Consider the following 24,837-nt stretch of genomic DNA (forward strand, 5'->3'; position numbering starts at 1 on the left):
CAAGCCGTTGGAGGCGCCGTGTGGCGCCGCGCGCACGATATGTCAGCGATGTTGCAGCTCTATGGCAGCGATGCCGGCCGCGATGCGTCGCTCAGTACGCGCCTCCAGCCATTCCGGCCGGCACGCCTGGCATGGCAAACCGTCATGCCGGCGCTGCGTGTGGGCTGTCATGCTTGGCAGCGCGCCGGCACACCGTCCAAGGCGCCGCGCTACCAGGGGGAGATGCTGTGAGACGACTGCGATGGATGTGTGGCATGGCGCTGGTCATGGCCTGCCAGATGGCGATGGCCGGCACGGCGCTGGTCACCCAGGTGGACTACCAAGGCGATGACGGTGGCGCGGTGCCCACTGACGCGCAGTACCGCAACCCGGTGCTGGCCGGCTTCTATCCGGACCCGTCGGCGATCCGCGTCGGCAACGACTTTTATCTGGTCACTTCCAGCTTCGGGTATTTCCCGGGCCTGCCGGTGTTCAAGAGCAGCGATCTGGTGCACTGGACCCAGATCGGCAACGCCATCGATCGCCCCGGCCAGATCAACTACGGCAACGACGCGCTCACCCGCGGCCTGTTCGCCGCCAGCATCAGCCACCATGACGGCACGTTCTACATCGCCAACACCTGTTTCTACTGCGACGGCGGCAATTTCCTGATCACCGCCAAGGACCCGGCCGGGCCGTGGTCGGATCCGATCTGGCTGGACGCCAAGGGCATCGACCCGTCGCTGTTCTTCGACGACGACGGCAGCGCCTGGCTGGTCAACAACGATGTGCCGGCCGGCAAGTTGCGCTACGACGGCCACCGCGCCATCTGGTTGCAGCAACTGGATTTGCAACGCATGAAGCTGATCGGCCCGCGCCAGGTGATCGTGGATTCCGGCTTCCAGCCGGCCAGCAATCCCGAGCACATCGAAGGCCCGCATCTGTTCCGGCGTGACGGCTACTACTACCTCACCGCGGCCGAAGGCGGCACCGGCGAGCAGCACGCGCAGATGATCTACCGCAGCCGCCAGATCGCCGGCCCCTACGAGCCCTGGTCGGGCAATCCGGTGTTGACCCAGCGCGACCTCGACCCGGCGCGCCCGGCCCCGATCACCTCCGCGGGCCATGCGCAATTCGTGGAACTTGCCGATGGCAGCTGGTGGGCGGTGTTTTTGGCCACCCGCCCGTACCGCGGTAACCACTACACCCTGGGCCGCGAAACCTTCCTGCTGCCGGTGCAATGGCGCGATGGCTGGCCGCTGGTGTTGCAGCATGGCAAGGCGATCCCGGCGGTGGCCACGCGCCCACCGCTGCCGGCCGGCACGCAGGCCACGCCGACCAGCGGGCCGATGCACTGGAGCGAGCGCTTCGATGGCGCGCGCGTGCCGATGCAGTGGATGACCATCCACCCGCCACGCCAGCCGTGGTTGGCCACCGGCCCGACCGGCCTGCGCATCACCCCGTCGACCGTCGCGCTGGGCACCGAAGGCGCGGGCCAGCCCGCCTATCTCGGCCACCGCCTGCAGCACCATCACGCCACGCTGGTGGCCAGCGTGGACGGCAGCGACCTATCCGTTGGCGAACAAGCCGGGCTGGCGGTGGTCGCCAAAGAAAGTCATTTCCTGGCCGCCATGCTGGTGCGCGAGACCGCCGGCAATGCGGTGGTGCTGTACCGCCGCGCCGGCACGCAAGAGCCATCCACCGGCGTGGTCCTGGCGCGCATACCGCTGCCTGCGGTCACGCAACCGGTGACGCTGCGCGTTGCGCTGGATGCGGCGACGGTGCACGTGGATTTCGCGGTAGGCGACGGGCAATGGCAGACCTTGCTCGAACACGGTGACGCCAGCCTGCTCAGCACCGAAACCGCCGGCGGCTTTCTTGGCGCCACCTTCGGCCCGTACGCCTACAGGCCGTAAGCCGTAGTGCTGGCGCGCTGCCGTTCTTGGCGGCGGGTATGGCGCGTCATCGATGCATCAACACACGCAGCGCTGCGCTGCGACGCCGTCAGCCCAGCATGCGGCTGACGGTATTGAGCAGGTCGTTGAGGCTGAAGGGCTTGGGCAGCAGCGCCATGCCCTCGGCGAGGAATTCCTGCCGGGTGGCCGCATTTTCGGCGTAGCCCGTGATGAACAGGATCGGCAACCCGGGGCGCAGATCACGCGCCACATCGGCCATGTCGCGCCCGTTCATGCCGGGCAGGCCGACGTCGGACACCACCATATCGATCTGTGCATCGGCGCGTAGCTGCGCGAGCGCGCCATCGGCGTTTTCGGCCTCGATCACGTGGTACCCGGCATCGCTGAGCACTTCGCTCACCATCATGCGCACCACATCGGTGTCGTCCACCAGCAAGATGCGCTGCGAGCGCCCGCGCGGCGCGTTCGGCGGCGGCGGTGGCAATGCCTCGCCCACGGTCAGCCCGCGTGGCAACAGCAAGGCCACCGTGGTGCCACTACCCAGCGTGCTGGTGATACGCGCGGTGCCGCCGGACTGACGCGCAAACCCGTAGGTCATCGACAAGCCCAGCCCGGTACCCTCGCCGATCGGTTTGGTGGTGAAGAACGGTTCGAACACCTGGCTCAGGATCGCCGGATCGATGCCGCTGCCGTCGTCGATCACGTTCACCGCGACATAGTCGCCGTCCTCCAGCTCCGGGTCGTTGTAGGCAGTGTGCGGCGCGCTCTGGATGCGGATGGTGCCGTGGCCCTGCAGCGCATCGCGTGCGTTGATGACCAGGTTGAGCACCACGTTTTCCAGTTGATTGGCATCGGCGATTGCCACCAGTGGCGCCTCCGCCAGCTGCAGTTCTAGCGCGATGTTTTCGCCGATCGAACGGCGCAGCATGTCTTCCAGCGAGCGCACCCGCGCATTGACGTCGAATGGCTGCGCATCCAGCGACTGCTTGCGTGCAAACGCCAGCATGCGCTGGGTCAGCGCAGCAGCGCGATGCGCCGAGCCGGTGGCGATTTCCGCCAGCCGTGGCACGCGCTCGATACGGTTGGATTCCACCGCCAGCTGGATCATGTCCAGGCCGGAAATGATGCTGGTGAGCAGGTTATTGAAGTCGTGCGCGATGCCGCCGGTGAGCTTGCCCAGCGCTTCCATCTTTTGCGCCTGCAACAGCTGGATTTCGGTGCGCTGGCGCTCGGCAATCTGATGCGCCAGCTCGGAGGTGGCGGTATCCAGTTCCTGGCGTTGCTCGCGCTCGCGCAGGCGTTGCTCGGTGACGTCTTCGACAAACAGCAGGCCCAGGTCCGGCTCGCGGTACGGCGACACCCGCCATTCGGTTTCGCGCACCACGCCATCGCGCAGGATCGACAAGGTCCCGCTCCAGCGCTCGCGCCGGCCCAGTGCGGCGGTCAAGGCCTGCACGGTGGCGCACTGGTCCAGCCCAGGCACGTTGATCGCCTCGCATGGGGTGGCGCTGCCGATCAGCCGCTGAAACGCCGCATTGGCCTCCTGCGTGTGCAGCTGCGCATCGACCACCGCGATCGGCGCGCCGATGTGCTCGAAGATTTCGCGAAAGCGCGCCTCGCTGAGCCGCAGCGCTTCTTCGGCATTGCGCGCGCGCAGCAGCGTGCGCAAGGTGGCGACCAGCACGTTGGGGTCGACCGGATGGATCAGGTAGGCATCGGCGCCAGCGTCCAGGCCGGTGATCATGTCACCGGTGGCAATCGAGGCCGCCGACACGTGCACCACCGGCAGCAGCGCGGTACGCGGCTCGGCGCGCAGCGTGCGCACGATGTCGAAGCCGCTCATGTCCGGCAGGTTGACGTCCAGCACCACGGCGGCAAATGCCTCGGCGGCCAGGCGCACCAGCCCCTCGCCACCGGTGCCGGCTTCTTCGACCACGAACTGGTGGTGTTCGAGCACGCGCCGCACCGAATAGCGGGTCACCGCGTTGTCGTCCACCACCAGAATCCGATGAGTGCTAGGCAAGGCCATCCTCCTGCTGCGGCGCCAGCGTCACCGGCAATACCACGAAAAATTCCGAGCCCTGCCCGACCACGCTATTGATGCCCACGGTGCCGCCCAGCAGCTCGGCAAAGCGCTTGCAGATCGACAGGCCCAGGCCCGTGCCGGTGAGGCGCTTCTGCAGTGGCGAGTCCACCTGCACGAAATCCTCGAACAGCGCGTCGTGCAGTTCGGCCGGGATACCAATGCCGGTGTCCTGCACGCTGAAGCGCACGTGGGTGTCGCCCTGCAGTTGCGCGAACACGCGCACATGGCCTTGCGGGGTGAACTTGAGCGCGTTGGAAATGAAGTTGCGCAGGATCTGCGCCAGCTTCTTGTCGTCGGTGTAGAGCATCGGCAACACCGGCGGATCTTCGAAGATCAAGGTGGTGCGGTTGGCGTCGGTGAGCGGGCGGAACATGCCGCGCAAGGCCGCGAACAGATCCATCAGATCGAACCAGCCCGGCGAGATGGTGACCCGCCCGGCTTCGATCTTGGCCAGGTCCAGCAGGTCGTCCACCATTTCGCTGAGCTCGCGCGTGGACGCGCTGACAAAGCGCACCTGCTTGAGTTGCTCGGCGTTGAGCGGTCCGTCCATGCCGTCTTCCAGCAGCCGGGTAATGCTCAGGATCGAGCCCAGTGGCGTGCGGAATTCGTGGCTCATGTACGACAGAAACCGGCTCTTGAGCTCGGACACGTCGCGCAATTGCTCAGCCTGCTGATCCAGCTCGGCATACAACGCCAGCACGCCCTGGTTGGTTTCGTCCAGTTCCTCGCGTAGCGCCTGATTCTGCTGGCGCAAGCTCTCCAGCTCGGCCATCGCGTCGATGGCGGGAACCTCATTTGCGTGACTCATGACATGCCTCCCAAGCGCATGACAAACACACTGCAATCGTCGCGGCCGCGGTCGTGATCGCGCACCAGCAGTGCAGCGATGATGCGCGGATGGCGCGACAGCAGCCCCGGATGATCGCGCAGATTCCAGCGCGATTGCAGCCCGTCGCTGTGCATCACCAGCAGCTTGCCGGTGGCCTGTGGAAAATCGAATGGCTGCGCCTTGCGGAACTGCACGCCCACGATGCCCGGATGCGACGGCATGCCGCGCACGCCATCGCCGTCGCAGAGCGCGGCCGCGATATTGCCCACTCCGGCAAAGCGGACCTGCCCGCTGCGGCTATCGAACTGCGCCACCGCCACCGCGCCGCCACGTGTGCCCGACATGGCGGCATGCAGGCGCGTGACCCGCTCGCCGGGCTCGCCGGTGGCCGCCGCGGCCGCGTGGGTGCCGGCGTCTGCCGCCTCCGCTGCACCGGCACCGTGGCCAAGCCCGTCGATCACCGTTACCGTGGCACGCGCCTCGCGGATCTCCAGATGCCAGGCATCGCCGCACACGGTTTCGTTGTGGATCGGCACACGCAGCGCGCCGTACGCCAGGTCCTGGTCAGCGCCTTGCTGTGCGAACACGCGCGCCACCACGATGGCGCCCTTCGCGTCCGAATAGGCATCCAGCAGCTGCGCCTGGCGGTGGATCGCACCCAGCCCGGTGCCCGGCGTGCCGGAGGTGGAATAGCCATCGCGCAGACACTGCACAAGCGCAAATCCCGGACCGTTGTCGAGCGTGCACAACTCCACGCCAACGCCAACGCCGGCGCGCCCGGCCACCGGCGACAGCTGCACGCAGCCACCACGCCCATGCTTGAGCACATTGGTAGCCAACTCGGTGGCCACCAGCGCCACGCGCCCACAGCTGGCCTCATCCAGCGCCAGGGCCTGCGCCAGGGCCACCGCTTCGCGGCGTGCCTGCCCGACCTGGCTTGCGTCATCTAGACGAATCGACCGGGTCGGCGCACCTGCAAACGTCACTTCCATTTGGTGATGGTGATCCGCGTGCCCTTGCCGGGCGCGCTGTCCAGCACGAAATCGTCCACTAGCCGACGGCTGCCGGACAGGCCCAGGCCCAGGCCGCTGCCGGAGGTCCAGCCGTCGGTCAGCGCCAGGTCCAGATTGGGGATGCCCGGTCCTTCGTCGCGGAAGGTCAGCTGCACGCCCTTGCGGATGCCGCTCTCCACCAGCGCCCAGTCCATGTCGCCGCCGCCACCGTAGATCACGGTATTGCGCGCCAGTTCGCTGGCCGCGGTGACCAGCTTGGTCTGGTCGACCAGGCGCAGGCCGCATTGCACCACCAGCTTGCGCACGGTCTGCCGCGCCATCACCACGTCCTGCTCGGTACGCACCGGTTGCGAGCCAGCCGGCGTGCTCATGGATCGAGCACGGGTTGCTGCAGCAGCCGCATGCCGCGTTCGACATTCAAGGCGGTGCGCACGGTGGGCAGGGTCAGCCCCAGCTCAACCAGCGTGATCGCCACCGCCGGCTGCATGCCCACCACCACGGTCTTGGCATCCATGATCGCCGCCAGCCCGGAGATGGTGCTGATCATGCGGCCGATGAAGGAGTCGACGATGTCCAGCGCGGAGATGTCGATCAACACGCCGCGCGCGGAGGTGGCGCTGATCTTTTCCGACAGGTCTTCCTGCAGGGTCAGCGCCAGTTGGTCGTGCATGTCCACCTGGATGGTGACCAGCAACAAATCACCCATCCGCAGGATCGGAATGCGCTCCATGTCAGCCCGCCTTGCTCACGGTCACGCCGGTGCGCTTGAGCGCCAACGCCAACGCATCGGCCAGGTTGGCCTTGGTCACGATGCCCTGCAGGTCCAGACCCAGATGCACGATGGTCTGCGCAATCTGTGGGCGCACGCCGCTGATGATCGCATCGGCGCCCATCAGGCGAATGGCGGTAACGGTCTTGAGCAGGTGCTGGGCAACCAGGGTGTCCACGGTGGGCACGCCGGTGATGTCGATGATGGCGATTTCCGAACCGGTATCGACAATGCGCTGCAGCAGCGATTCCATCACCACCTGGGTGCGCTGCGAATCCAGCGTGCCGATCATCGGCAGCGCCAGCACGCCTTCCCACAGCTTCACCACCGGGGTGGACAGCTCCAGCATCTCTTCCTGCTGGCGCGCAATGATGTCTTCGCGGGTTTTCTGGAACGCCTTGATGGTGTGCAGGCCCAGCGCGTCCATCAACTCGGACAGCGCCCACAGCTGGTGGCCAAGTTCTTCCGGCGTATCGGCATATTCGCGCTGCACCAGTTCAAACAGCGCGCGCTTGAGCGAGAAGATGAAGTTGGCGGTTTCCTGCGAATCGAAACCACGGGTAGCGCGGTCACGCGAGAGGTTCTCCAGGAACCGGCGCACTTCGCTCCACTCGGCACTGTCCAGGCTGCTGCCGCCGTCCTTCAACGAAGCCGCCAACAGACGCAGAAACTCGGCGCCCTGCGCTTGTGCATCCTTGTGCGAAATGCGCGCATCGGCGGTCAGGCTGGAGCCCAGCCATGCCGACAACAAGCCGCCTTCCTGGCCACGAATCGCATCGATCGTGCGCTGCTGCAATGCCACCATGAGATCACCCGTCGAGTAGTAGTAAACGATGACGTGGCATGCGAGCTGGACTGCGCCCGAGTTGGCGCGGCGCCCCCACGCCGAAGCGCTGCAGATTAAAGCAATTCAGGTTTGCCAACCAGACACGAACCTGTAGCGGTCATTTGGATCGCTCCAGGCCAGTTTGACATTGCTCCAGAGCGCTGAACGTGCGCCGGGCCACGGCTGCGGGAATGGGGAATGGGGAATGGGGAATGGGGAATGGGGAATGGGGAATGGGGAATGGGGATTCGGGATTCGGGATTCGGGATTCGGGATTCGGGATTCGGGATTCGGAGGCTGCCGCTGCGTGGGTGTGGTGGCTACTGCGGCGTGCCTGCTGTTAGCGCAAACGCTGTCGATGCAGAAGAGCGTGGCATTGGCGCGATAAATGTTGCACCAGTCGCTGCGAGATTACACGCAAGCGTTACGCCGCCATTTCGCGTGCGCGCCCAAGCCACGCGAACATTCCGCTGTTTCTGCAGACTCAATGACGCCAGCTTGAGCGTCAAAAAAATTCCAGGGTCATCGCGCTTACCGGGCTAAAGACATCAGCGCCCGCATTGCGCTCCCCTACTAAAAAAACGGCGCGCCACGAGAACCGCAGCGCGCCGTAACCACTGGCGGTCTTACAGGCCGTAGCGCTCGATCGCCTGCATATGCGGGGTGGTGTCCTGGTCGCAGGCTTCGGCAAGCCGCATCCAGCACATGCGGTGCGGCCAGCCGGCCGTCGCCATCACCAGCGCGCGGTGCAGTTCCAGCGGTGGCACTGCCTCCGGCAGGGCGACGGTGAACAGCACGCCCGGCAATCCGGACTGCGGGTCTTCCGCATCGAAGGCATCTGCATTGTCCGGATCGATCAGGCGATAGTCGTCGCGGCTGTGCACCCACAGCGTCCACCCACGCGCTTCAATGTCCTTGCGCAAGGCGTCGATTGCCGGCTCGCCCGGATGCACGCCATCCACCAGCCAGCTGTTTCCGTAGCCGCCGGCCTGCAGCACATGCACCTGCGGATAGGTCGGCACGAAGCGTTCGCGTTCGGCTTCATCCTCCGGCGGCTGATACACCAGCTCCGCGTCGAACGCCACCCAGTCGCCCACGTGCTGGCGGCGCTGAGACGGCGCATTTTCAACGATGCGCGCGGTCACCGGCCCGGTGCGGCGTGCGTAATACTCGGCCACTTCGCCATCTTCGATGCAGCGGATGATCACCCAGCCCCAGGTCTCTTCGACCACGCCGCTGGTGCTGCTCAACTCCATGCCGATCGCCTGCGCAGAGGCACGCACTGCGTCCCAGTCCTGCGCCGCACTGGCGGCGGTCATGTGGTCCCAATATGCCGAGCGCGGTTCTTCCAGCAGTTCAGTCAGCTGTCGATAAACGTCGGCCGCCTCGGCAAAACGCCCGGTGTTGAGGTACATGCGCGCCAACAGCCCGCGCGCACCGTGCGAGCTCGGTGAGAGTGCCAGCAATGCGGTGCATGCCTGCTCCAGCGCGGGCCAGTCGGCCAGCCGCTGTGCCAGCTGCGCTTCGCACCACAACGCCGCCACCGGCACCTGCGCACGATACAGCTGCGCCAGACGGCGCACGCCGGCCTCGTCGCCACGGCCCAGCAAGAGATTCATCAGCCGGAACGTTGGGCTGGTTTCGCGATCGGTGTGCCGCTGCACGAACTGCCACAGCAAGGCGATCGCGTCTTCATCGGCCGCGCATGCGCTCAAGGCCGATGCGGCGGTGTCCACCAGCTCGGCATCGTCGGGCCGCTCGGCCACTGCCTGCAGCAACCACTGCGCTTCCTGTTCCGGATTGCGCGCGGATTCCTGGTCTTGCGCGGACAACCACGCCAGCAACTGGTCGGCGGGCGCCGGCGGCGGCGCGCTCACCGGCGCCGCATCGATGCGTGCGGCCAAGGTGTTCAGCAACTCGGTGGCGCCACGGTCCAGCCGCAACTTGGGCACGTGCGCGCGGGCCAGTGCCAGGTGCCGGCGCGCGGTCCACACCGCGCCGCGCTGCAAGGCCATCCCGATCGCAAGCTCCGCTGCTTCGATCAAGATGCGGTGCGCACCCACCTGCGCGTAGTGGTCCAGCATGGTCTGCACGCGGCTGCCCAGGTCCCAGCTGTTGCGCTCGGGCGCGCGCGACACCAGCACCGCCACCGCACGCAACCAGTGCAGGCGATAGCGCGGCGCCACATCGCGCCACGGCAGCAGGGCCTGCATGGCTTCTTCGTCGCGTCCCAACAAGGCCAGCGCGCGGGTTTTCTGCAACTGGCGCGGCTGGCTGCAGTTGGCCCACTCGGCGCCTTCGCGCGCGGCCTCGCGTTCGCGCTGCTCGACCAGCTCAAGCGCCTCGGCAGCGCGGCCCAGCGCCAGCAGGATCGAGATACGCATGTCCGGCACGCCATCGTAGATCTCGCCGCCGTGCGCCAGGATGGTTCCCGACTGCTGCTCCAGATACGCCAGCGCCGCATCGCCGCGGCCATCGTCGAGCAAGGCGTCGGCTTTTTCGCAGCTCAGGCACTGGTAGCACGACCAGCTCGGGTCGATGCGCGCCAGCGTTTCTTCGCACACCTCGATGCGCTCTTCCACCCAGCCCGGGCCATCGATGTTGGCGTAACACGCCGCCAGGTCCTGGGTGACACACACCGATTGCGGGCATTCCACTGCATCGGGGCGGTGCGCGCGTTCGAACAGCGACACCGCATCGCCCAACGCACGCTCGCCCTCGCACAGGTTGCCCACCCGGTTGCGCATTTCCCAATGCCCGACGAACACTTCCAGCCACGGGTTGGCCAGGGTCTTGCCCAGCGCGCGTGCCTCCGGCAACAGCGCCTCGGCACGCTCGATCTGCAGATCGCAGATGTGATCGGTCAGGCGTGTCAGCAGCTGCGCATTTTGCGGCTGTCCGGCTTCGCCCAGATCGTCCTGCAGTTTTTCCACCCAGTTCCAGATTTCCATGACTCGTCCTTTGATCCGGCGCTCAGCGCGCCAGCAAGTGGGTGACAGCCGCGGCAAAATCGCCGAAGGCCCGATTCAACGCAGACACACCCGCCTCCGCTTCGGCCGCGCCTGGCGTCTGCTGGGTGCGGCCCTGCGCGGCAACAATCACCTTGAGCGAACGCAGCAAACGTGCGGCGACGGCCGCCTGTGGGTTGCCCGCGCGATGCGCGGCCAGCAGGGATTGCAAGGCAGGGTTGTCCAGATTCAGATACAGCCGCTGGGTCTGTTGCGACTCGATGCGCGCGGTGAACTGCCGCGCCAGGCGCAAAGCCGCGGTCGAGACGCGCTTGTCGTTCTCGTCCTGTTCCAGGCGCCGCTTGAGCTCCGCCTCACGGTCTGGCACCACCACCAACGGCAATTCCTCCGGGCTGAAACGGGCCGGCACCAACGCCTCGCCATCGCCCAGGTGCTGCTCCAGCCAGGCCAGTTCGTCGGCAGGCAGGCTGTCCAGATGGAACAGCTGCCGGTTGCCTTGTTCGGTGCCCAGTTCGACCAAGCGCACGCCCTTGGCCTGCGCCCAGCGGCGCAGGAACGGCACCACCGCATAGCGGTTGCCATAGGCCACCGGCACGCCCATGGCGCGGAACAGCATTTCCTCGAAGCCGGCATCGCTGTCCAGGATCACGTGCACCGCACCACGCGCCGGCAGTTGCTGCGCCGGCAAATCGCCTTGCGAGGTGGGCACGCGCACGTGTTCCATCAACAATTCGAACAGGCGCTCGTCGCATAACGCCGCGCCCAGCAGCGCTTCGTTGTGGCGGAGCAGGATGCGGCGCCATGCCTCCGGCTGCTGACGTGCGACCTCGGCCAGACCTTGCACCAAGGCTTCGGAGAGTGCGTGTTGCACCGCGCTGTACACCGCATCGCGCTGCAAATCTTCGCGGCTGGCAGTGGGCGTCAAGCGGTTGGATTCGATCACCCCACCGATGAAACCGGCCCATGGCGGCAGCAATTCGCGCGCGTTGTCATCGAGCAACATGCCACGCAAAAAAACCGACAGATTGCGGTTATCGCTGGTGCCGTAGGTCGCCCCATCCTGCACCCACAACAGACCGACTGCGTCGCTGCCTTCGTCGCTGCGCACCGGCATGCAGCACAACGGCTCGAAGTTGCGCTCGAAGCGCGCGGCAAATTCGCGCTGGCGGCGCCAGGCCTGCACCGGATGCAACGGCACCGCATCGACCATGCGCCACGGCGGCGGCTCCGGGTTGATCGGCTGTGCATCGCGGCCAATCTGGATCGGCTCGCGCAACAGCGCGCAGTACTGCGACAGGATCTCGCGCAGGCGGCCCTCCTGGGCCAACGGCAGGTAATCCGGATGCAGCTCCAGCACCACCTCGGTGCCGACCTGCGCACGTGCGGCAATCGGGCTCACCGTGTATTGCTCGGCATTGCTGGACACATAGCAATGGCCCAGCGTCGGCGTCTGATACGAGGTGGTGCGCACGGTGACCCGCCGTGCCAGGACGAATGCCGACAGGAAGCCCAGGCCGAACATGCCGATCAGGCCGCTGTCTTCATGCCCGCTCTGACGCAGGCCGCCGGTGTAGCCCACGCCCACGGTGGCCAGGTAGTCGTGGATCTCCTGCTGGGTCAGCCCGGCGCCGGTATCGATGATGCGCACGATGCCCTGGGCGGGATCGCCATGCACTTCGATCAGCGATGCACCATCCCACTCCGGCTGCTCCAGGCGCCGGCGCAGGATCGAGTCGTGCGCGTTCTGCACCAGTTCGCGCAACGCGACCACCGGCGTCGAATACAGATGCTTGCTGAGTACGGACATGAGCCCGTTGAGATCGACGCCTGCGCGGCGGATCTGCGAGGCGTCCGTCGCCTCATTGATGGGATCTTGCATGATCGGTCGTCGTGTCCTTGGCGGCCGCGTCCATCCTCGGACACGCCTGCCTGGGTGGCAATGCGAGCCGGAAAGGATAGCCGCAAGCCACGGCCCGCGCACGTACGCGCCGCGCCGGCGGCACAGGCCGGCCTTCTCAGGCAACAGATCCCAGCGTTACATCCATCGTTACATAGGTGCCGGGCATTCCAGGCCCGGCAACACCACCTTGCAAAGCGCTGCAAAACGGCCAGATTTGCCGGCAAAAACTGCAAACGTCCCGCCTGCTTCGTGCAAGCGCGCTGCGCATAAACGCCGGCTGAGCCAACGTCCGGCACAGCGCGACCAGGGGGCGCATCGCCGCCGCCGCGTGCCACCCCTCTACCCGCCCACCGCTGCCCTGCATTGCTGCAGGGCAGCGGACTGCTTAACGTTGCAGGGTTTCCATCGGCGCTTCATTGAAATGCTGTCGATAGCCCTTGGCCAGCGCCGAGCGACTGCCCACACCCCAGCGGCTCGCCGCCTGCAGCACGCTGCCGCAACCGCCATCGGCCAGCAGTTCGTCGCGGATGCCCTGCATGCGATACCGGCGCAGCACCTGGGTCGGCGACAAGCCGGTCGCTGATTTGAAGGCCTGTTGCAGCGCGCGCCCGGTCACCCCGATCTGCGCGGCCACCTCGTTGATCGACAGGTCCGATCGATGCGCGTTGGTGATCATGTACGCGTAGGCACGCCGGTACTTGGCCGGCAGGCGGGCGGAAATGTCATCGCTGACATGCGCCGGTGTGCCGCTTTCCAGCAGCCGTGGCGCCTGAACTTCGCTGCGCAGGCATTGCACCGCACCCAGGGCGTAGCGGTTGTAGAGCAGCAAGGCCTGCTCGGCACGTCCCACGGCCTGGCTGATCTTGGCCTGGCAATACTCGAACTCCAGGTTCCAGCGCGGCGCGTGATGGCGCCCGGCACCGGCCAGCGCGCGTTCGGCCAGGTCCGCACGGCCAACCGCCAGTGCGGCCAACGCCAGCTCCACCTGCGCATCCTGACGCGCGCATGGCGGGCAACCGGTAGCCGCTGCGGGCAAGGCATCGATCTGCGCGTCGAAGCCGAAGGTGTCTCCACCGGCAATGCGCAGCAGATTGCGCACGTGGCGCATGCGTTGCGCCAGCACCGGCATGCTCTCGGACAGATCGGCGATGCAGGCACGCAGCTCGCTGGCCTCGAAGGTATGCGCGGCATCTTCCTGGCGCAGCGTGGCCTGCCAGAACACGTGGTCGCTCATGCGCTCGCCGCGCCGGATCCGCAGCTGAGCGATCAGGTCCAGACGCAGCGCGCCGACCACACGCGTCCAGTCGGCCGCACCGGTCTCCAGCTCGGAAACCACCTCTTGCGCGCGTTCCAGCGTCTGCAGTGCCAGGGTGCTCTGGCCCAGGTGGAAGTGGGTCAGCGCCTTGCCGAGCAGGCTCTCGCCGCACAGCACCGCCGGTGTATCGCGGTCCATTGCCAGTTGCGCAAAGCAACTGAGCGCTGCACTCAGCCGGCGCTGGCTCAACATCAGCCACGCGGTGTTGCGGCACGACAGCAGGCGCAGCTGCCGCTGGTGCCCGCGCATCGCCTTGGACGCCTGCCGATAGGCATCCTCTGCCTCTTCCTGATACTCCAGAATCAACAAGGCATCGGCGCTGGCGCCCAGCAATGCGACTTCGTCGTCGCTGCCATCCGGAGCTGCCTGCCCCTCGCGACGTTGCTGGAGGTGCTGCAGACCCTGTGGCCAAGCACCAACAAGCATCCTGCTCGTATAGATCGGAAGACGGTCTGCGTAAGACAACGCAGAGATCGCTGCGAAGTAGGTCGAAAGGATCATGCCGGGCTCTCTGAAGGGGGGGAGCAAAAACAACAAAAGGCGCCGTTGTGGTGGGCGCAAACGATTGTATGCAGCGGATCCAATGGAATTTCTCACTTCGAAGCAGCTAGAAATTCAAAAATTCTCACTCTGTCTTGCAAACAGCGAAGTGGATTCCGCACTTGCGTAGAGACAGCGGCCGGACGATGCGCCGGCGTATCTTGACGGTGCATCACAAGACGATGCATGGGCGTACGGATGCGGTATTCGGCACGCAGATGCGCGAAGGCGCGCTAAACATCTGCGATCACTCGCGCTCAATGTCAAATGGCCGTTAATCCAGTGCAATGTGGGCACACGCTGTTTTCCGGCGATTCGCCGGTCCACCCGTAATTACAAGAGCATTTTGTTCAGCGGCGCGATGGTTAAGTGCCCGGAGATATTCTTTCTCGCACACGGAGTCAGCAAAATCTCTATACCTTGGTCTACACCTGCACGTTGGCATGCCGCCGCTCCAGCATGGGGTTTTCTGTGCAGCAACCCGACCGAACTAAAACGCCCCAACCAGCCCTATGCGTCAGACGACGATTGCATAACTAGAGAGTAAGAGCTGTGTTGCGGCTAACTGACCACCCGCTAAAGCGGATGGCTCCGCTGATCGGAATTCGCGCTAGGCAACGAAACTTTTCGCCTCCGCAATGGTACATACCATTCGTCTGACGCTGGCTCAGATCCCCCCGAAGCGGTCGAGTGATATGGCTATGTGCCTGGATACCTTTAGTAAGCGTGTTGTGCTCAATTCCATGGTCTGGGCTGCGCCCGTACCGCCGGCGTGGGCGCGCGAGTGATGGACGCCGCTGCGAATGACCGCCAGGGATCGGCATTCGTACTGACGCAGGACGCGCGGCTGGCATCACAGATCAACGCCAGCCTGGCGACTCTGGTCCCAGAGGTCACGATCTTTTCCGACGAACTCGAACTGCTGCGCTGCCTGCGCCACTCGCCGTGCGAGCTTCTGGTCTTCGATGCCCATTGCGTGGCATCGGACGACAGCTCCCTGCTCGCCTGGCAGCGCTGCCACAGCGGTCACCCCACCCCATTGGTCGTACTGGGCCGTTTCGAATGCCCTGACGACTTGCTGGCCTGGTATCGCGCCGGTGCCCACGAAGTGCTCAGCCTGCCAGTCAACTCGCACGAGCTGCATGTGCGCGCGTCGCTAGCCATCGCGCCCATGGAAACCACCTGCATCCAGGCACAGCAGATCAAGGTGGGCCCGTATCAGCTGCTCCGCGAGAAAAACACGGTGTACCTGCACGAAACCGCGATTGCATTGACCGCACGCGAGTTCTCCATTGCCTGGCTACTGTTTTCGAACCCGGGCGTGTGCTTCCGTCGCTGCCAGCTGGCCAAGGCGGTCTGGGGTAGCCATACCGAGTTCACCGACCGCACCATGGAACAGCACATCTACAAGCTGCGCAAGAAACTGCGCCTGTGCAATCACAGTGGTGCTGTGCGCATCCGCACCGTGTATTCGCATGGCTACAAGCTCGAACTGGCGCTGTCGGACGGCAACACGGCGGCACCTTCCAAGGGCATGACATCCAATACGGTCAATCGCACCGCAGCTTGCTGAGCTGCGGCTGCTCTGCTTGGAGATAAGCACGGCGGTGCAGGCGTTGTTGATGTCTTGACGGAGCTCGCCTGAGTCAGAATGTTTGGCTGCATCGACGCGGCGTCATGCACACGGTCGATGGGGTTCGTTCGTGTTGCGACTACTCATGAAGACTTGGCCTTCGCAGTCAGCACAGACGTGTACGTTCGAGGCAGCAATGTCAGTAATGCGAGGCCACTGCGCCGCATGGAGCAGCGCTTCGGCCGCCGTCGTTGCGGCATCGCCCACACCGGAAATATTGGTCATTCCTGCAGAGCGTTGATGTCCAGCAACAAGGCGGCATCTCGCCAGATCCCCTGCCGCTCCTGATCAAGCTTGCGCCGCATGGCACCCCCCGCTGCTGCCATTGCATTACCGCACCGATGCAAACACCCATAAACGACAACGGCGCCAGGTTTCCCTTGGCGCCGTTGTTTTTTTGCAATTTAGAAAAACTTACTGCTTCGGGCTCTCGCCGTACTCGTTCGGGCCGGGCGTGCCCTCCAGGCACATAAACACCAACACGATGAAGCCGCCGAGGTAAGGCACCAGGCTGATCAGATAGAACCAGCCGGACTTGCCCTGGTCGTGGAAGCGACGCACGCTCACCGCAATGCTCGGCACCACCATCGCCAGCACCACGATCATCATGATCGCAAAGACCACCCAGGCCAGCGCGCCCGGGCCGTTATCGCCGCCGCCCACTGCCGCTGCGATGCCGAAAAGACCACCCAGCACCAGCAGGATGATGGCCTGCAGCAGCATGAACATCCAATATTCCTTGCGGCGCGAACGACCATTGAAGTCGGCGTAACGCTTGAGCGGCAGCAACATCCATTCCATCGTGAGTCTCCTGGTGACGAGCAATAAGCGGTGTGTGTGATCCGGTGCACAGTGCAACGGGCCGCGCATGGTGCCATAGCCGCAGTCTGGTGAAAACGTTTTCTTTACGCTCTGGCGCGTATCGCCGGCACTGTCCGACGAGCGGTCGGGCCCGGCGCTACTGCTGACCCGCACGGCCGCACGCTCTTCCCCTACCGCACTTGGCGCTGCGGAGAGCTGCAGCTTGCAGAACGTGGAGGCGTAGCACCTACGCCGCCCGCAGCGGCGAGCCGGGTAGAGGCGAGCAACCAGGCAGCGGCATAGCGACAACGTCGGTGGCGCTGCGGGGTTACTCCGCAGCCGCTTCCAGGGCCTGGCTCAATCGCTCCACGGCAACGATCTCCATGCCCTTGATGCTGGACGCCTTCGGCGCATTGGCCTTGGGCACGATCGCGCGCTTGAAGCCGTGCGTCGCCGCCTCCTTCAGGCGGTCCTCGCCGTTGGGCACCGGGCGAATCTCTCCCGACAACCCTACCTCACCGAAGGCGATCGTCTTCTCGGCCAGTGGCCGGTCGCGCAACGACGACAACACCGCCAGCAGCACCGGCAAGTCGGCGGCGGTCTCCTGTACCCGGATACCGCCGACCACGTTGACGAACACGTCCTGGTCGCCGACCACGATGCCACCATGCCGGTGCAGCACCGCCAGCAACATCGCCAGGCGGTTCTGCTCCAGCCCCACCGCTACCCGGCGTGGATTGGACAACGGCGAGGCATCCACCAGCGCCTGCACCTCCACCATCAACGGGCGCGTGCCTTCGCGAGTGACCATCACGCAACTGCCCGGCTGATGGGTGCTGCCGCCGGACAGGAAGATCGCCGAGGGGTTGGAGACCTCCTTGAGGCCCTTCTCCCCCATCGCAAACACGCCCAGCTCGTTGACCGCACCGAAGCGGTTCTTGAACGCACGCAGCAAGCGGAAGCGGCTGCCGCTTTCGCCCTCGAAATACAGCACCGCATCCACCATGTGCTCGAGCACGCGGGGGCCGGCGATGCCGCCCTCCTTGGTGACATGCCCGACCAGGAACACCGCCGTGCCGGTTTCCTTGGCATAACGCACGAGCCGCGCGGCGCTCTCGCGCACCTGGCTGACCGAGCCGGGCGCGGCGGTCAACGACTCGGTCCACAGTGTCTGCACCGAATCGGCCACGATCAATTTGGGCCGCGCCACGCTGGCGTGCTGCAGGATGTTCTCGATCCCGGTTTCGGCCAGCGCATTCAACCCTTCCAGCGGCAGGTCCAGACGCACCGCGCGACCGGCCACCTGGGCCAGCGACTCTTCGCCGGTGACGTACAACACCGGCAGCGTGCTGGCCATGCTGGCCAGTGCCTGCAGCAACAACGTCGACTTGCCGATACCCGGGTCGCCGCCGATCAGCACCACCGCACCCTCGACCAGACCGCCGCCAAGCACACGATCGAACTCGCCGATGCCGGTGGACACCCGCGCCTGCTCGGACTGCTGCACATCCTTGAGCGCGGTGATCTTGGGCGCTTCGGTCTTGCCCGCCCAGCCGCTGCGTCGCGACGCCGCTGGCGAGGCCTTGCCGCCGGGCGTGGCGCTTTCCAGCACGATCTCGCTGAGCGTGTTCCACACCCCGCACTCGGTGCACTGCCCCTGCCACTTGGTGTACTCGGCGCCGCATTCGCCGCAGACATAGGCCGTCTTCGCCTTCGCCATCATCTTCTTGCCGTTGCTTTTGAAGCCGAAGCATAGCTGCCGCGGGTCTCACCGTGCGCGACCTGGGCCGGAGACTGGCGTCAGCCAATCGCGGTGTGATGTGTCAGCGGTTGCGGGTCCAGACGGTGCGGCATCGACCGTTGATGCACGCCATTCGATTACTCAGTCCCAATGCCGAGCGCACTGCGCGTCGCGGATTCGGGATTCGGGATTCGGGATTCGGGATTCGGGATTCGAGAATGCTGCTCGCAGCTCGCGACCAGAACTACCCGCCTGCGGCATGCATGGAATCGCTCTGGCGTCGATGCAGGAAACCCACGCAGATGGTTCCGGCATCCAGACATAAACCGGGAGGACGCCGTCACTCTGCGTAGCGACATGCGGCGGCATGCATGGCGCGAACAAAGGCCCTGACAGCAGAAAAGACGCATCTAAACCACTACGACTTCTGCAAGCAGCCCGCCCAGTGAGCAGAAAGGTGAGCGAGCGACGCCCACTCACCAGACTGCTTCAGCCGAACAAGCACCGCTCATCCATCGACGATCATCCAGCTCAACACCGGCATCCTGCACGCATGCAGGATGCCGGCGCAGCGCTACATTCAACGCGCCTTGTACAGCTCGCTCAAACGGTCCGGTTTGCCGGCAATCCGCTCAAGATGCGGATACAGCAGCCCGCCGTGGTAATCGATGCGTACTGTGTCGTAGCGGTCAAGCCGCTTGACCAGCAGCTCGATCGGCGCGGTGGTTCCCTTGGCGTCCTTGATCGCGTCCTTGATCACGTCACTACTGAAAGCGCGGCCGTTGACCGCCACGATCGTATTGCCCGTGATCAGGCCCGCATTGAAGGCCGGGCCGTCCCAGAGCACATCGCTGATATCGCCCGAGGCTTTCAACGACATGCCAAGCGAATAGGTCAGGCTGGCGTCCTTGTCGTCGCTCTCGTCGGTCTTGGTGGCCAGGTTCGGCTCGTCGTTGTAGACCAGCTTCCAGCCATTGGCTTCGATGCCGCCGATCAACGAACCATGCCCATCCATGCGACTGCGCAGGAAGCTCGCCCAGTCGAAGGCAGCCACGCCGTTGAGGGTGCTGACGATGTCATCAAACGTGTACGGATTGACGTCCCAATCGCCGTTCTTCATGCCGAAGAACGCCTTGCCGAAGTCATCGATGGAGCGCTTGTTGTTGGTCAACGCGCGCAGTTTGCTATCCACTTCCAGCCACATCATCTGGCCGCCGGAGTAATAGTCTTCCGACATTTGATAGTTGCGGTACGCCTTGGGGCGGCGCATCGACATGGTCGGGTCGTTGGTGGTGTCCTGCACTGTGCGCCACGCCATACCGGGGCGGCCACGCTCGTATTGTGCGGCTACGCCGGCCAGCATCTCGCGCGCCTGTTCCTGCGTCCACAGGCCGGAGCGCGCCGACATCACTTCGCCCCAGAACTGGGTCTGGCCTTCATACAGCCACAGCAGGCTGTCGCCCATCGGCACATTGAAATTCGGCGTCGCCAGATCCGCGCCGCGGCGGTATTTGCCGTTCCAGGAATGATTGAACTCATGCGCCAGCAAGTCGCGCCCGGTCCAGCTCTTGTCCCACTCGGTGAAGTAGTTCGGTGCACCGCTGTTCTCGCTGGAACGGTGATGCTCCAGGCCGATGCCGCCCAGCTTCTTGGTCAGCGCCAGCAAAAATTCGTAGTGGTCGAAATGCCGCGCGCCATACAGCTTGTCCATTTGCTGCACCAACGCGGCGTGCGCCTTGATCTGCTCGGGCTTGGCGTTCAGCGATTTGGCTTCGTCGGCAAAGACGTTGAGATACACCGGCTGCTTGCCGGCGCTCAATTCGACCCGCTTGTAGTACTTGCCGGCAAACATCGGCGAGTCGACCAGGTCATCGAAGTCGATCGGCTTGAAGGTCACCGTATCGCCCACCCGGCGTTCGGTTTCCATGGCCGTGGCATAGCTCCAGCCCGCCGGCAAGGTCACGCTGGCCTGCGCCTTGATGTTGCGCGCGAAGTAGCCCGCCGGATACAGCGCCGTGGTATTCCACTGCAGGTTGAGCATTTCCGGGGTCATCATCACCCGGCCCTGGCTGCTGGCCTGCGGCGAGAGGAACTTGAATTCGGCCACCAGCTCGCTGGCGCCTTGCGGCACGTCCACCTTGAAGGCGTAGACATCGAACTGGTCGCGCGTCCAGGGCACCACCTTGCCATCGACCTTGATCACCAGGCCGGCCAGTTTGTCGATCGGGCCGGTAGGCGAATGGTTGCCCGGGATCCACTGCGGATAAAGCAGGGTCATCGGGCCCGGCTTGGCCGGCATGGTGGTCTTGACCTTGAAGATGCGGTGCTGCAGATCGGTGGCATCGACGTCGATCTTCAAGGTGCCTTCGAACGGCACATCCTGCGGCGCGGCGGTCTGTGCGGCGGCAGGCAGGGACAGCGCCGCGAGCAGCGACAAGGACAAGACAGTGGGGACGTTCATCGCGATTCCGTTGGGACCTGGATCAGGCAGCCTTCGATGCTAAGCGCACGCCAGCGCTTCCCCCGTATGCCATTGGTCATGCTGCGATGGATTGCCGGGCAAAAAAAAAGCCGCCGGAGCTCCGGCGGCTTTCAGTGATCCGGCGTGGCTGCCGTCTCAATGCATCATGTTGACGTTCATGTTGTGCAGCACCCACAGCGAACCCACGATCACGATGCCGATGATCAGCAGCGAGAACAGGCCCACTTGCACGTTGGAACGCTGCTCCGGCGTACGGTCCATGTGCAGGAAGTACACCATGTGCACCAGCATCTGCACGGCAGCCATGACCGAGATCACGATGACGGTGACGCCCTTGGAGAACGCCCCACTCATCACCATCGCAAACGGGATGACGGTGAGGATCACGGCCATGACGAAGCCGATCAGGTAGGACTTCAGGCCGCCGGCATGCGCGTCGGCAGCGTTTTCGGTGTGGTGGTGATTGGCCATTACAGCGCTCCCAGCAGATAGACAACGGTGAACACACCGATCCAGATGATGTCCAGGAAGTGCCAGAACAGGCTCAGGCAGGCCAGACGCGTGCTGTTGCGCGCGGTCAGGCCGTTCTTGGAGATCTGGATCACCAGCACCGCCATCCACAACAGCCCGGACGCCACGTGCAGGCCGTGGGTGCCCACCAGGAAGAAGAAGGCCGACAGGAACGCACTACGCCCCGGGCCCGCACCTTCATGGATCAGGTGGTTGAACTCCCAGATTTCCATGCACAGGAAGCCGATACCCAGCAGCGCGGTGACCGCCAGCCAGCCGTACAGGCCGGCCATCTTGCGCTTGTGCGCGGAGATCATGGCGAAGCCGAAGCTCAAGCTACTGAACAACAGCAGGAAGGTTTCCACCAGCACGAACTTCAGGTCGAACAGCTCCTTCGCCGTCGGTCCGTCCACCGTGGCGCCGGACAGCACCGCGTAGGTGGCGAACAGGCCGGCGAACAGCAGGCAGTCGCTCATCAGGTAGACCCAGAACCCGAAGACGGTGTTGCCACCGCCGTCGTGATGCTCGTGGTCGTGATCGTGGCCGCCCGCGTGGGCGCCGTGGTGGTCAAGCGTGGTCGTGGAGGACATGGTCAGATCGCCTTCGCGGCCTGAGCCGCATGTTGCTGTTCGAGCTTGGCAAAGCGCGCGTCTTCGATGCGCTTCACTTCCTCGGCCGGCACCCAGTAATCGATGTCGTCATCGAAGGACCGGGCGATGAAGCTGCCGATCATGCCCGCCAGGCCCACGATCGCCAGCCACCAGATGTGCCAGGTCAGACCAAAGCCCAGCAGCACGCTGAAGGCGGCGATGTAGACGCCTGCACCGGTGTTGCGCGGCATGTGGATGGGCTCGTACGAGGACGGACGCACCCAGCCCTTGCCATTCTGCTTGTCGCCCCAGAACTGGTCGCGATCATCGATGTGCGGCAGCACGGCGAAGTTGTAGAACGGCGGCGGCGAGGAGGTCGCCCATTCCAGCGTACGGCCATCCCACGGATCACCGGTGTGGTCCATGTTGTCCTTGCGCTTCCAGACGCTGTAAGCGATCTGCACCAGGTTCAAGAAGATACCCAGGCCGATGATCGCTGCACCTGCGGCGGCCACGTACAGCCACGGCGCCCACTCGGGGTGGTTGTAGGTGTTCATGCGACGCGTCATGCCCATGAAGCCAAGCACGTACAGCGGCATGAAGGCCACGAAGAAGCCGATGATCCAGCACCAGAACGAGGCCTTGCCCAGCTTTTCGTTGAGCTTGAAGCCGAACGCCTTCGGGAACCAGTAGGTCAGACCTGCCAGGTAACCGAACACCACACCGCCGATGATCACGTTATGGAAGTGGGCGATCAGGAACAGGCTGTTGTGCAGCACGAAGTCCACGGCCGGGATAGCCAGCATCACGCCGGTCATGCCACCGATGGAGAAGGTGATGATGAAGCCGATCGTCCACAGCACCGGCGAGGTCATGTGCACACGACCGCGGAACATGGTGAACAGCCAGTTGAAGATCTTCACGCCGGTCGGGATCGAGATGATCATCGTCGTGATGCCGAAGAAGGCATTGACGTTTGCACCCGAGCCCATGGTGAAGAAGTGGTGCAACCACACCACGAACGACAGCACGCCGATACACGCAGTGGCATAGACCATCGAGGTGTAACCGAACAGGCGCTTGCGGCTGTAGGTGGCAATCAACTCGGAGAAGATGCCGAACGCCGGCAGGATCAGGATGTAGACCTCCGGATGACCCCAGATCCAGATCAGGTTGACGTACATCATGGCGTTGCCGCCACCGTCGTTAGTAAAGAAGTGCGTGCCCAGGTAACGGTCGGCACCCAGCAGCGCCAGCGCCACGGTCAGGATCGGGAACGCAGCGATGATCAGGATGTTGGTGATCAGCGCGGTCCAGGTGAAGATCGGCATGCGCATCAGGGTCATGCCCGGAGCGCGCATGCGCATGATCGTCACGAAGAAGTTCACGCCGGTCAGCAACGTGCCTAACCCGGAGACCTGCAACGCCCAGATGTAGTAGTCCACGCCAACGCCTGGACTGTATTCCAGCCCCGACAACGGCGGATACGCCAGCCAACCGGTCTGCGCAAACTCACCAACACCCAGCGAGATGTTGATCAGCGCCGCACCGGCCACGAACAGCCAGAAGCTCAGCGAGTTCAGGAACGGAAACGCCACGTCGCGTGCGCCGATCTGCAGCGGCACGATCAGGTTCAACAGGCCGGTCATGAACGGCATGGCCATGAAGAAGATCATGATCACGCCGTGCGCGGTAAAGATCTGGTCGTAGTGGTGCGGCGGCAGCACGCCTTCGCCACCGCCACCGGCCAGCGCCTGCTGGGTGCGCATCATGGCCGCGTCGGCAAAGCCGCGCAGCAACATGACCAGCGCCACGATGATGTACATCACACCGATGCGCTTGTGATCCACCGAGGTGAACCACTCATTCCACAAGTAGCCCCACAGCTTGTACTTGGTGATGGCACCTGCGATGAGCAGGCCAAGCAGGCCGGCGCCACCGAGGGCGATCATGATGATCGGCTCGTGGTACGGAACCGCCTCGATCGTAAGTTTGCCTAGCATCACTTGTCTCCAGAAGTGCACATGGCAACAGGCTCTGCAGCCGATGCCTGATGGTCGCCATGGCCTTTACTGTGGCCCGGACCATTCATGTATTTGTCGACCAGCGAGCGGAACATGCCGTCCTGCACCGACGAGTAGTAGGTGACCGGATACTGTTCCTTGTCGTTGCGGTTGGCGGCCAGCACCTGGTACTCGGCGGCGTCCAGCGCCTTCGGCGAGGCCTTGACCTTGGCTACCCACGCATCGAAGCCGGCCTGATCGGTGGCGTGCACGGTGAAGCTCATCTTCGAGAAGCCGTGACCGCTGTAGTTGGTGGACAGGCCGAAGTACTCACCCGGTTCGTTGGCCACCAGGTGCAGCTTGGTTTCCATGCCCGCCATCGCGTAGATCATGGTGCCCAGGTGCGGGATGAAGAACGAGTTCATCACCGTATCGGAGGTGATCTTGAAGTTCAGCGGCGTATGCACCGGCACGGCGATTTCGTTGACCGTGGCGATGTTCTGGTCGGGCATGATGAACATCCACTTCCAGTCCAGCGACACCGCCTCGATGTTGAGAGGCTTGACGTCCGAATCCAGCGGCCGGTACGGGTCCAGCGCATGCGAAGAGCGCCAGGTCAGCACCGCCAGCACCAGGATGATCACGCACGGGATCGACCAGACCACCACCTCGATCGCGGTGGAGTGCGACCAATCCGGCTCGTAGCGCGCCTTGGTGTTGGACGCGCGGTATTTCCACGCGAACGCAATCGCCATGACGATCACCGGGATCACCACGATCAGCATCAGCACCACCGAGGTGATCAGCAGTTGCTTCTCGTCGTGGCCGATCTGGCCTTTCGGATTGAGGATGGCCGAGTTGCAGCCTGCCAACAGCAGGAACGGCAACATCAGACCTGGACGAAGTACACGCCCGAGATGTTTCAACGGAATCAT

Annotated in this window: 19 protein-coding genes; 3 read left to right on the forward strand and 16 right to left on the reverse strand. The window is 64.4% G+C overall.

Annotated features, from left to right (window positions below):
- Nucleotides 1–48: 48 nt before the first annotated feature.
- The gene (locus tag QRM60_RS03530) at nucleotides 49–231 is read left to right on the forward strand and encodes a hypothetical protein (RefSeq protein WP_146049893.1); all 183 of its coding nucleotides are present in this window, start codon (nucleotides 49–51) and stop codon (nucleotides 229–231) included.
- 23 nt (nucleotides 232–254) lie between these two features.
- Nucleotides 255–1,895 (forward strand): glycoside hydrolase family 43 protein, encoded by a 1,641-nt coding sequence (locus tag QRM60_RS03535; protein ID WP_285445619.1) that lies wholly within the window; start codon nucleotides 255–257, stop codon nucleotides 1,893–1,895.
- 88 nt (nucleotides 1,896–1,983) lie between these two features.
- On the opposite strand, the gene QRM60_RS03540 is transcribed toward QRM60_RS03535, so the two are convergent.
- The 9 genes from QRM60_RS03540 to QRM60_RS03580 all read right to left on the reverse strand — a co-directional run bounded on the left by QRM60_RS03540 (nucleotide 1,984) and on the right by QRM60_RS03580 (nucleotide 14,028).
- Nucleotides 1,984–3,918 (reverse strand): response regulator, encoded by a 1,935-nt coding sequence (locus tag QRM60_RS03540; protein ID WP_192884136.1) that lies wholly within the window; start codon nucleotides 3,916–3,918, stop codon nucleotides 1,984–1,986.
- Nucleotides 3,911–4,789: an ATP-binding protein gene (locus tag QRM60_RS03545; RefSeq protein ID WP_011036372.1), complete on the reverse strand. Its 879-nt coding sequence runs from the start codon at nucleotides 4,787–4,789 to the stop codon at nucleotides 3,911–3,913. The genes QRM60_RS03540 and QRM60_RS03545 overlap by 8 nt, the downstream gene beginning before the upstream one ends.
- Entirely contained in the window at nucleotides 4,786–5,802 is a 1,017-nt protein-coding gene (locus QRM60_RS03550) for an ATP-binding protein (RefSeq protein ID WP_115572685.1), read from the reverse strand. The genes QRM60_RS03545 and QRM60_RS03550 overlap by 4 nt, the downstream gene beginning before the upstream one ends.
- On the reverse strand, nucleotides 5,793–6,194 hold the full coding sequence (locus QRM60_RS03555) for an anti-sigma regulatory factor (RefSeq protein WP_011036370.1): 402 nt from the start codon (nucleotides 6,192–6,194) through the stop codon (nucleotides 5,793–5,795). Before QRM60_RS03555 ends, QRM60_RS03550 begins: the two co-directional genes overlap by 10 nt.
- Nucleotides 6,191–6,553, reverse strand: coding sequence for an STAS domain-containing protein (locus QRM60_RS03560; protein ID WP_011036369.1), 363 nt, complete (start codon nucleotides 6,551–6,553; stop codon nucleotides 6,191–6,193). The genes QRM60_RS03555 and QRM60_RS03560 overlap by 4 nt, the downstream gene beginning before the upstream one ends.
- Before the next feature lies 1 nt (nucleotide 6,554).
- Nucleotides 6,555–7,397: an STAS domain-containing protein gene (locus tag QRM60_RS03565; RefSeq protein WP_115555608.1), complete on the reverse strand. Its 843-nt coding sequence runs from the start codon at nucleotides 7,395–7,397 to the stop codon at nucleotides 6,555–6,557.
- Between the two features lie 647 nt (nucleotides 7,398–8,044).
- Nucleotides 8,045–10,369 (reverse strand): bacterial transcriptional activator domain-containing protein, encoded by a 2,325-nt coding sequence (locus tag QRM60_RS03570; protein WP_285445620.1) that lies wholly within the window; start codon nucleotides 10,367–10,369, stop codon nucleotides 8,045–8,047.
- A gap of 22 nt (nucleotides 10,370–10,391) precedes the next feature.
- The gene (locus QRM60_RS03575) at nucleotides 10,392–12,266 is read right to left on the reverse strand and encodes an ATP-binding protein (RefSeq protein ID WP_285445621.1); all 1,875 of its coding nucleotides are present in this window, start codon (nucleotides 12,264–12,266) and stop codon (nucleotides 10,392–10,394) included.
- A gap of 406 nt (nucleotides 12,267–12,672) precedes the next feature.
- Nucleotides 12,673–14,028, reverse strand: a complete 1,356-nt coding sequence (locus QRM60_RS03580) for a helix-turn-helix transcriptional regulator (protein WP_186829611.1) — start codon at nucleotides 14,026–14,028, stop codon at nucleotides 12,673–12,675.
- Nucleotides 14,029–14,929: 901 nt separating this feature from the next.
- Between QRM60_RS03580 and QRM60_RS03585 the strand changes: the two genes are divergently transcribed.
- Complete coding sequence (locus QRM60_RS03585; protein ID WP_103702731.1) at nucleotides 14,930–15,715, forward strand: response regulator transcription factor; 786 nt, start codon at nucleotides 14,930–14,932, stop codon at nucleotides 15,713–15,715.
- Between the two features lie 474 nt (nucleotides 15,716–16,189).
- On the opposite strand, the gene QRM60_RS03590 is transcribed toward QRM60_RS03585, so the two are convergent.
- The 7 genes from QRM60_RS03590 to cyoA all read right to left on the reverse strand — a co-directional run bounded on the left by QRM60_RS03590 (nucleotide 16,190) and on the right by cyoA (nucleotide 24,837).
- Nucleotides 16,190–16,576, reverse strand: a complete 387-nt coding sequence (locus tag QRM60_RS03590; RefSeq protein WP_115000798.1) for a DUF805 domain-containing protein — start codon at nucleotides 16,574–16,576, stop codon at nucleotides 16,190–16,192.
- Between the two features lie 328 nt (nucleotides 16,577–16,904).
- Complete coding sequence (gene radA / locus QRM60_RS03595) at nucleotides 16,905–18,296, reverse strand: DNA repair protein RadA (protein ID WP_043922114.1); 1,392 nt, start codon at nucleotides 18,294–18,296, stop codon at nucleotides 16,905–16,907.
- Between the two features lie 601 nt (nucleotides 18,297–18,897).
- Nucleotides 18,898–20,778 carry a tetratricopeptide repeat protein gene (locus tag QRM60_RS03600; RefSeq protein ID WP_285445622.1) on the reverse strand — a complete coding sequence of 627 codons (1,881 nt, stop codon included), beginning with the start codon at nucleotides 20,776–20,778 and terminating at the stop codon, nucleotides 18,898–18,900.
- Between the two features lie 156 nt (nucleotides 20,779–20,934).
- Complete coding sequence (cyoD, locus tag QRM60_RS03605) at nucleotides 20,935–21,270, reverse strand: cytochrome o ubiquinol oxidase subunit IV (protein WP_011036359.1); 336 nt, start codon at nucleotides 21,268–21,270, stop codon at nucleotides 20,935–20,937.
- Nucleotides 21,270–21,905 carry a cytochrome o ubiquinol oxidase subunit III gene (gene cyoC, locus QRM60_RS03610; RefSeq protein ID WP_172666290.1) on the reverse strand — a complete coding sequence of 212 codons (636 nt, stop codon included), beginning with the start codon at nucleotides 21,903–21,905 and terminating at the stop codon, nucleotides 21,270–21,272. The genes cyoD and cyoC overlap by 1 nt, the downstream gene beginning before the upstream one ends.
- Complete coding sequence (gene cyoB, locus QRM60_RS03615; protein ID WP_042596792.1) at nucleotides 21,902–23,902, reverse strand: cytochrome o ubiquinol oxidase subunit I; 2,001 nt, start codon at nucleotides 23,900–23,902, stop codon at nucleotides 21,902–21,904. Before cyoB ends, cyoC begins: the two co-directional genes overlap by 4 nt.
- A complete protein-coding gene (gene cyoA, locus QRM60_RS03620) occupies nucleotides 23,902–24,837 on the reverse strand; it encodes a ubiquinol oxidase subunit II (RefSeq protein ID WP_103702634.1) in 936 nt (311 codons plus the stop codon). Before cyoA ends, cyoB begins: the two co-directional genes overlap by 1 nt.

This window comes from Xanthomonas sp. fls2-241-TYG-148 (assembly GCF_030208815.1).
Lineage (GTDB): Bacteria > Pseudomonadota > Gammaproteobacteria > Xanthomonadales > Xanthomonadaceae > Xanthomonas > Xanthomonas campestris.

Excerpts from the sequence above, each read along its gene's own strand:
- QRM60_RS03535 (WP_285445619.1), top strand. The coding sequence starts at position 255 with ATGGCGCTGGTCATGGCCTGCCAGATGGCGATGGCCGGCACGGCGCTG.
- QRM60_RS03545 (WP_011036372.1), bottom strand. The coding sequence starts at position 4,789 with ATGAGTCACGCAAATGAGGTTCCCGCCATCGACGCGATGGCCGAGCTG.
- QRM60_RS03555 (WP_011036370.1), bottom strand. The coding sequence starts at position 6,194 with ATGAGCACGCCGGCTGGCTCGCAACCGGTGCGTACCGAGCAGGACGTG.
- QRM60_RS03565 (WP_115555608.1), bottom strand. The coding sequence starts at position 7,397 with ATGGTGGCATTGCAGCAGCGCACGATCGATGCGATTCGTGGCCAGGAA.
- cyoD (WP_011036359.1), bottom strand. The coding sequence starts at position 21,270 with ATGGCCAATCACCACCACACCGAAAACGCTGCCGACGCGCATGCCGGC.
- cyoA (WP_103702634.1), bottom strand. The coding sequence starts at position 24,837 with ATGATTCCGTTGAAACATCTCGGGCGTGTACTTCGTCCAGGTCTGATG.
- QRM60_RS03600 (WP_285445622.1), bottom strand. The coding sequence starts at position 20,778 with ATGAACGTCCCCACTGTCTTGTCCTTGTCGCTGCTCGCGGCGCTGTCC.
- QRM60_RS03590 (WP_115000798.1), bottom strand. The coding sequence starts at position 16,576 with ATGGAATGGATGTTGCTGCCGCTCAAGCGTTACGCCGACTTCAATGGT.
- QRM60_RS03560 (WP_011036369.1), bottom strand. The coding sequence starts at position 6,553 with ATGGAGCGCATTCCGATCCTGCGGATGGGTGATTTGTTGCTGGTCACC.
- cyoB (WP_042596792.1), bottom strand. The coding sequence starts at position 23,902 with ATGCTAGGCAAACTTACGATCGAGGCGGTTCCGTACCACGAGCCGATC.
- QRM60_RS03570 (WP_285445620.1), bottom strand. The coding sequence starts at position 10,369 with ATGGAAATCTGGAACTGGGTGGAAAAACTGCAGGACGATCTGGGCGAA.
- QRM60_RS03530 (WP_146049893.1), top strand. The coding sequence starts at position 49 with ATGTTGCAGCTCTATGGCAGCGATGCCGGCCGCGATGCGTCGCTCAGT.
- QRM60_RS03550 (WP_115572685.1), bottom strand. The coding sequence starts at position 5,802 with ATGGAAGTGACGTTTGCAGGTGCGCCGACCCGGTCGATTCGTCTAGAT.
- radA (WP_043922114.1), bottom strand. The coding sequence starts at position 18,296 with ATGGCGAAGGCGAAGACGGCCTATGTCTGCGGCGAATGCGGCGCCGAG.
- QRM60_RS03585 (WP_103702731.1), top strand. The coding sequence starts at position 14,930 with ATGGACGCCGCTGCGAATGACCGCCAGGGATCGGCATTCGTACTGACG.
- QRM60_RS03575 (WP_285445621.1), bottom strand. The coding sequence starts at position 12,266 with ATGCAAGATCCCATCAATGAGGCGACGGACGCCTCGCAGATCCGCCGC.
- QRM60_RS03580 (WP_186829611.1), bottom strand. The coding sequence starts at position 14,028 with ATGCTTGTTGGTGCTTGGCCACAGGGTCTGCAGCACCTCCAGCAACGT.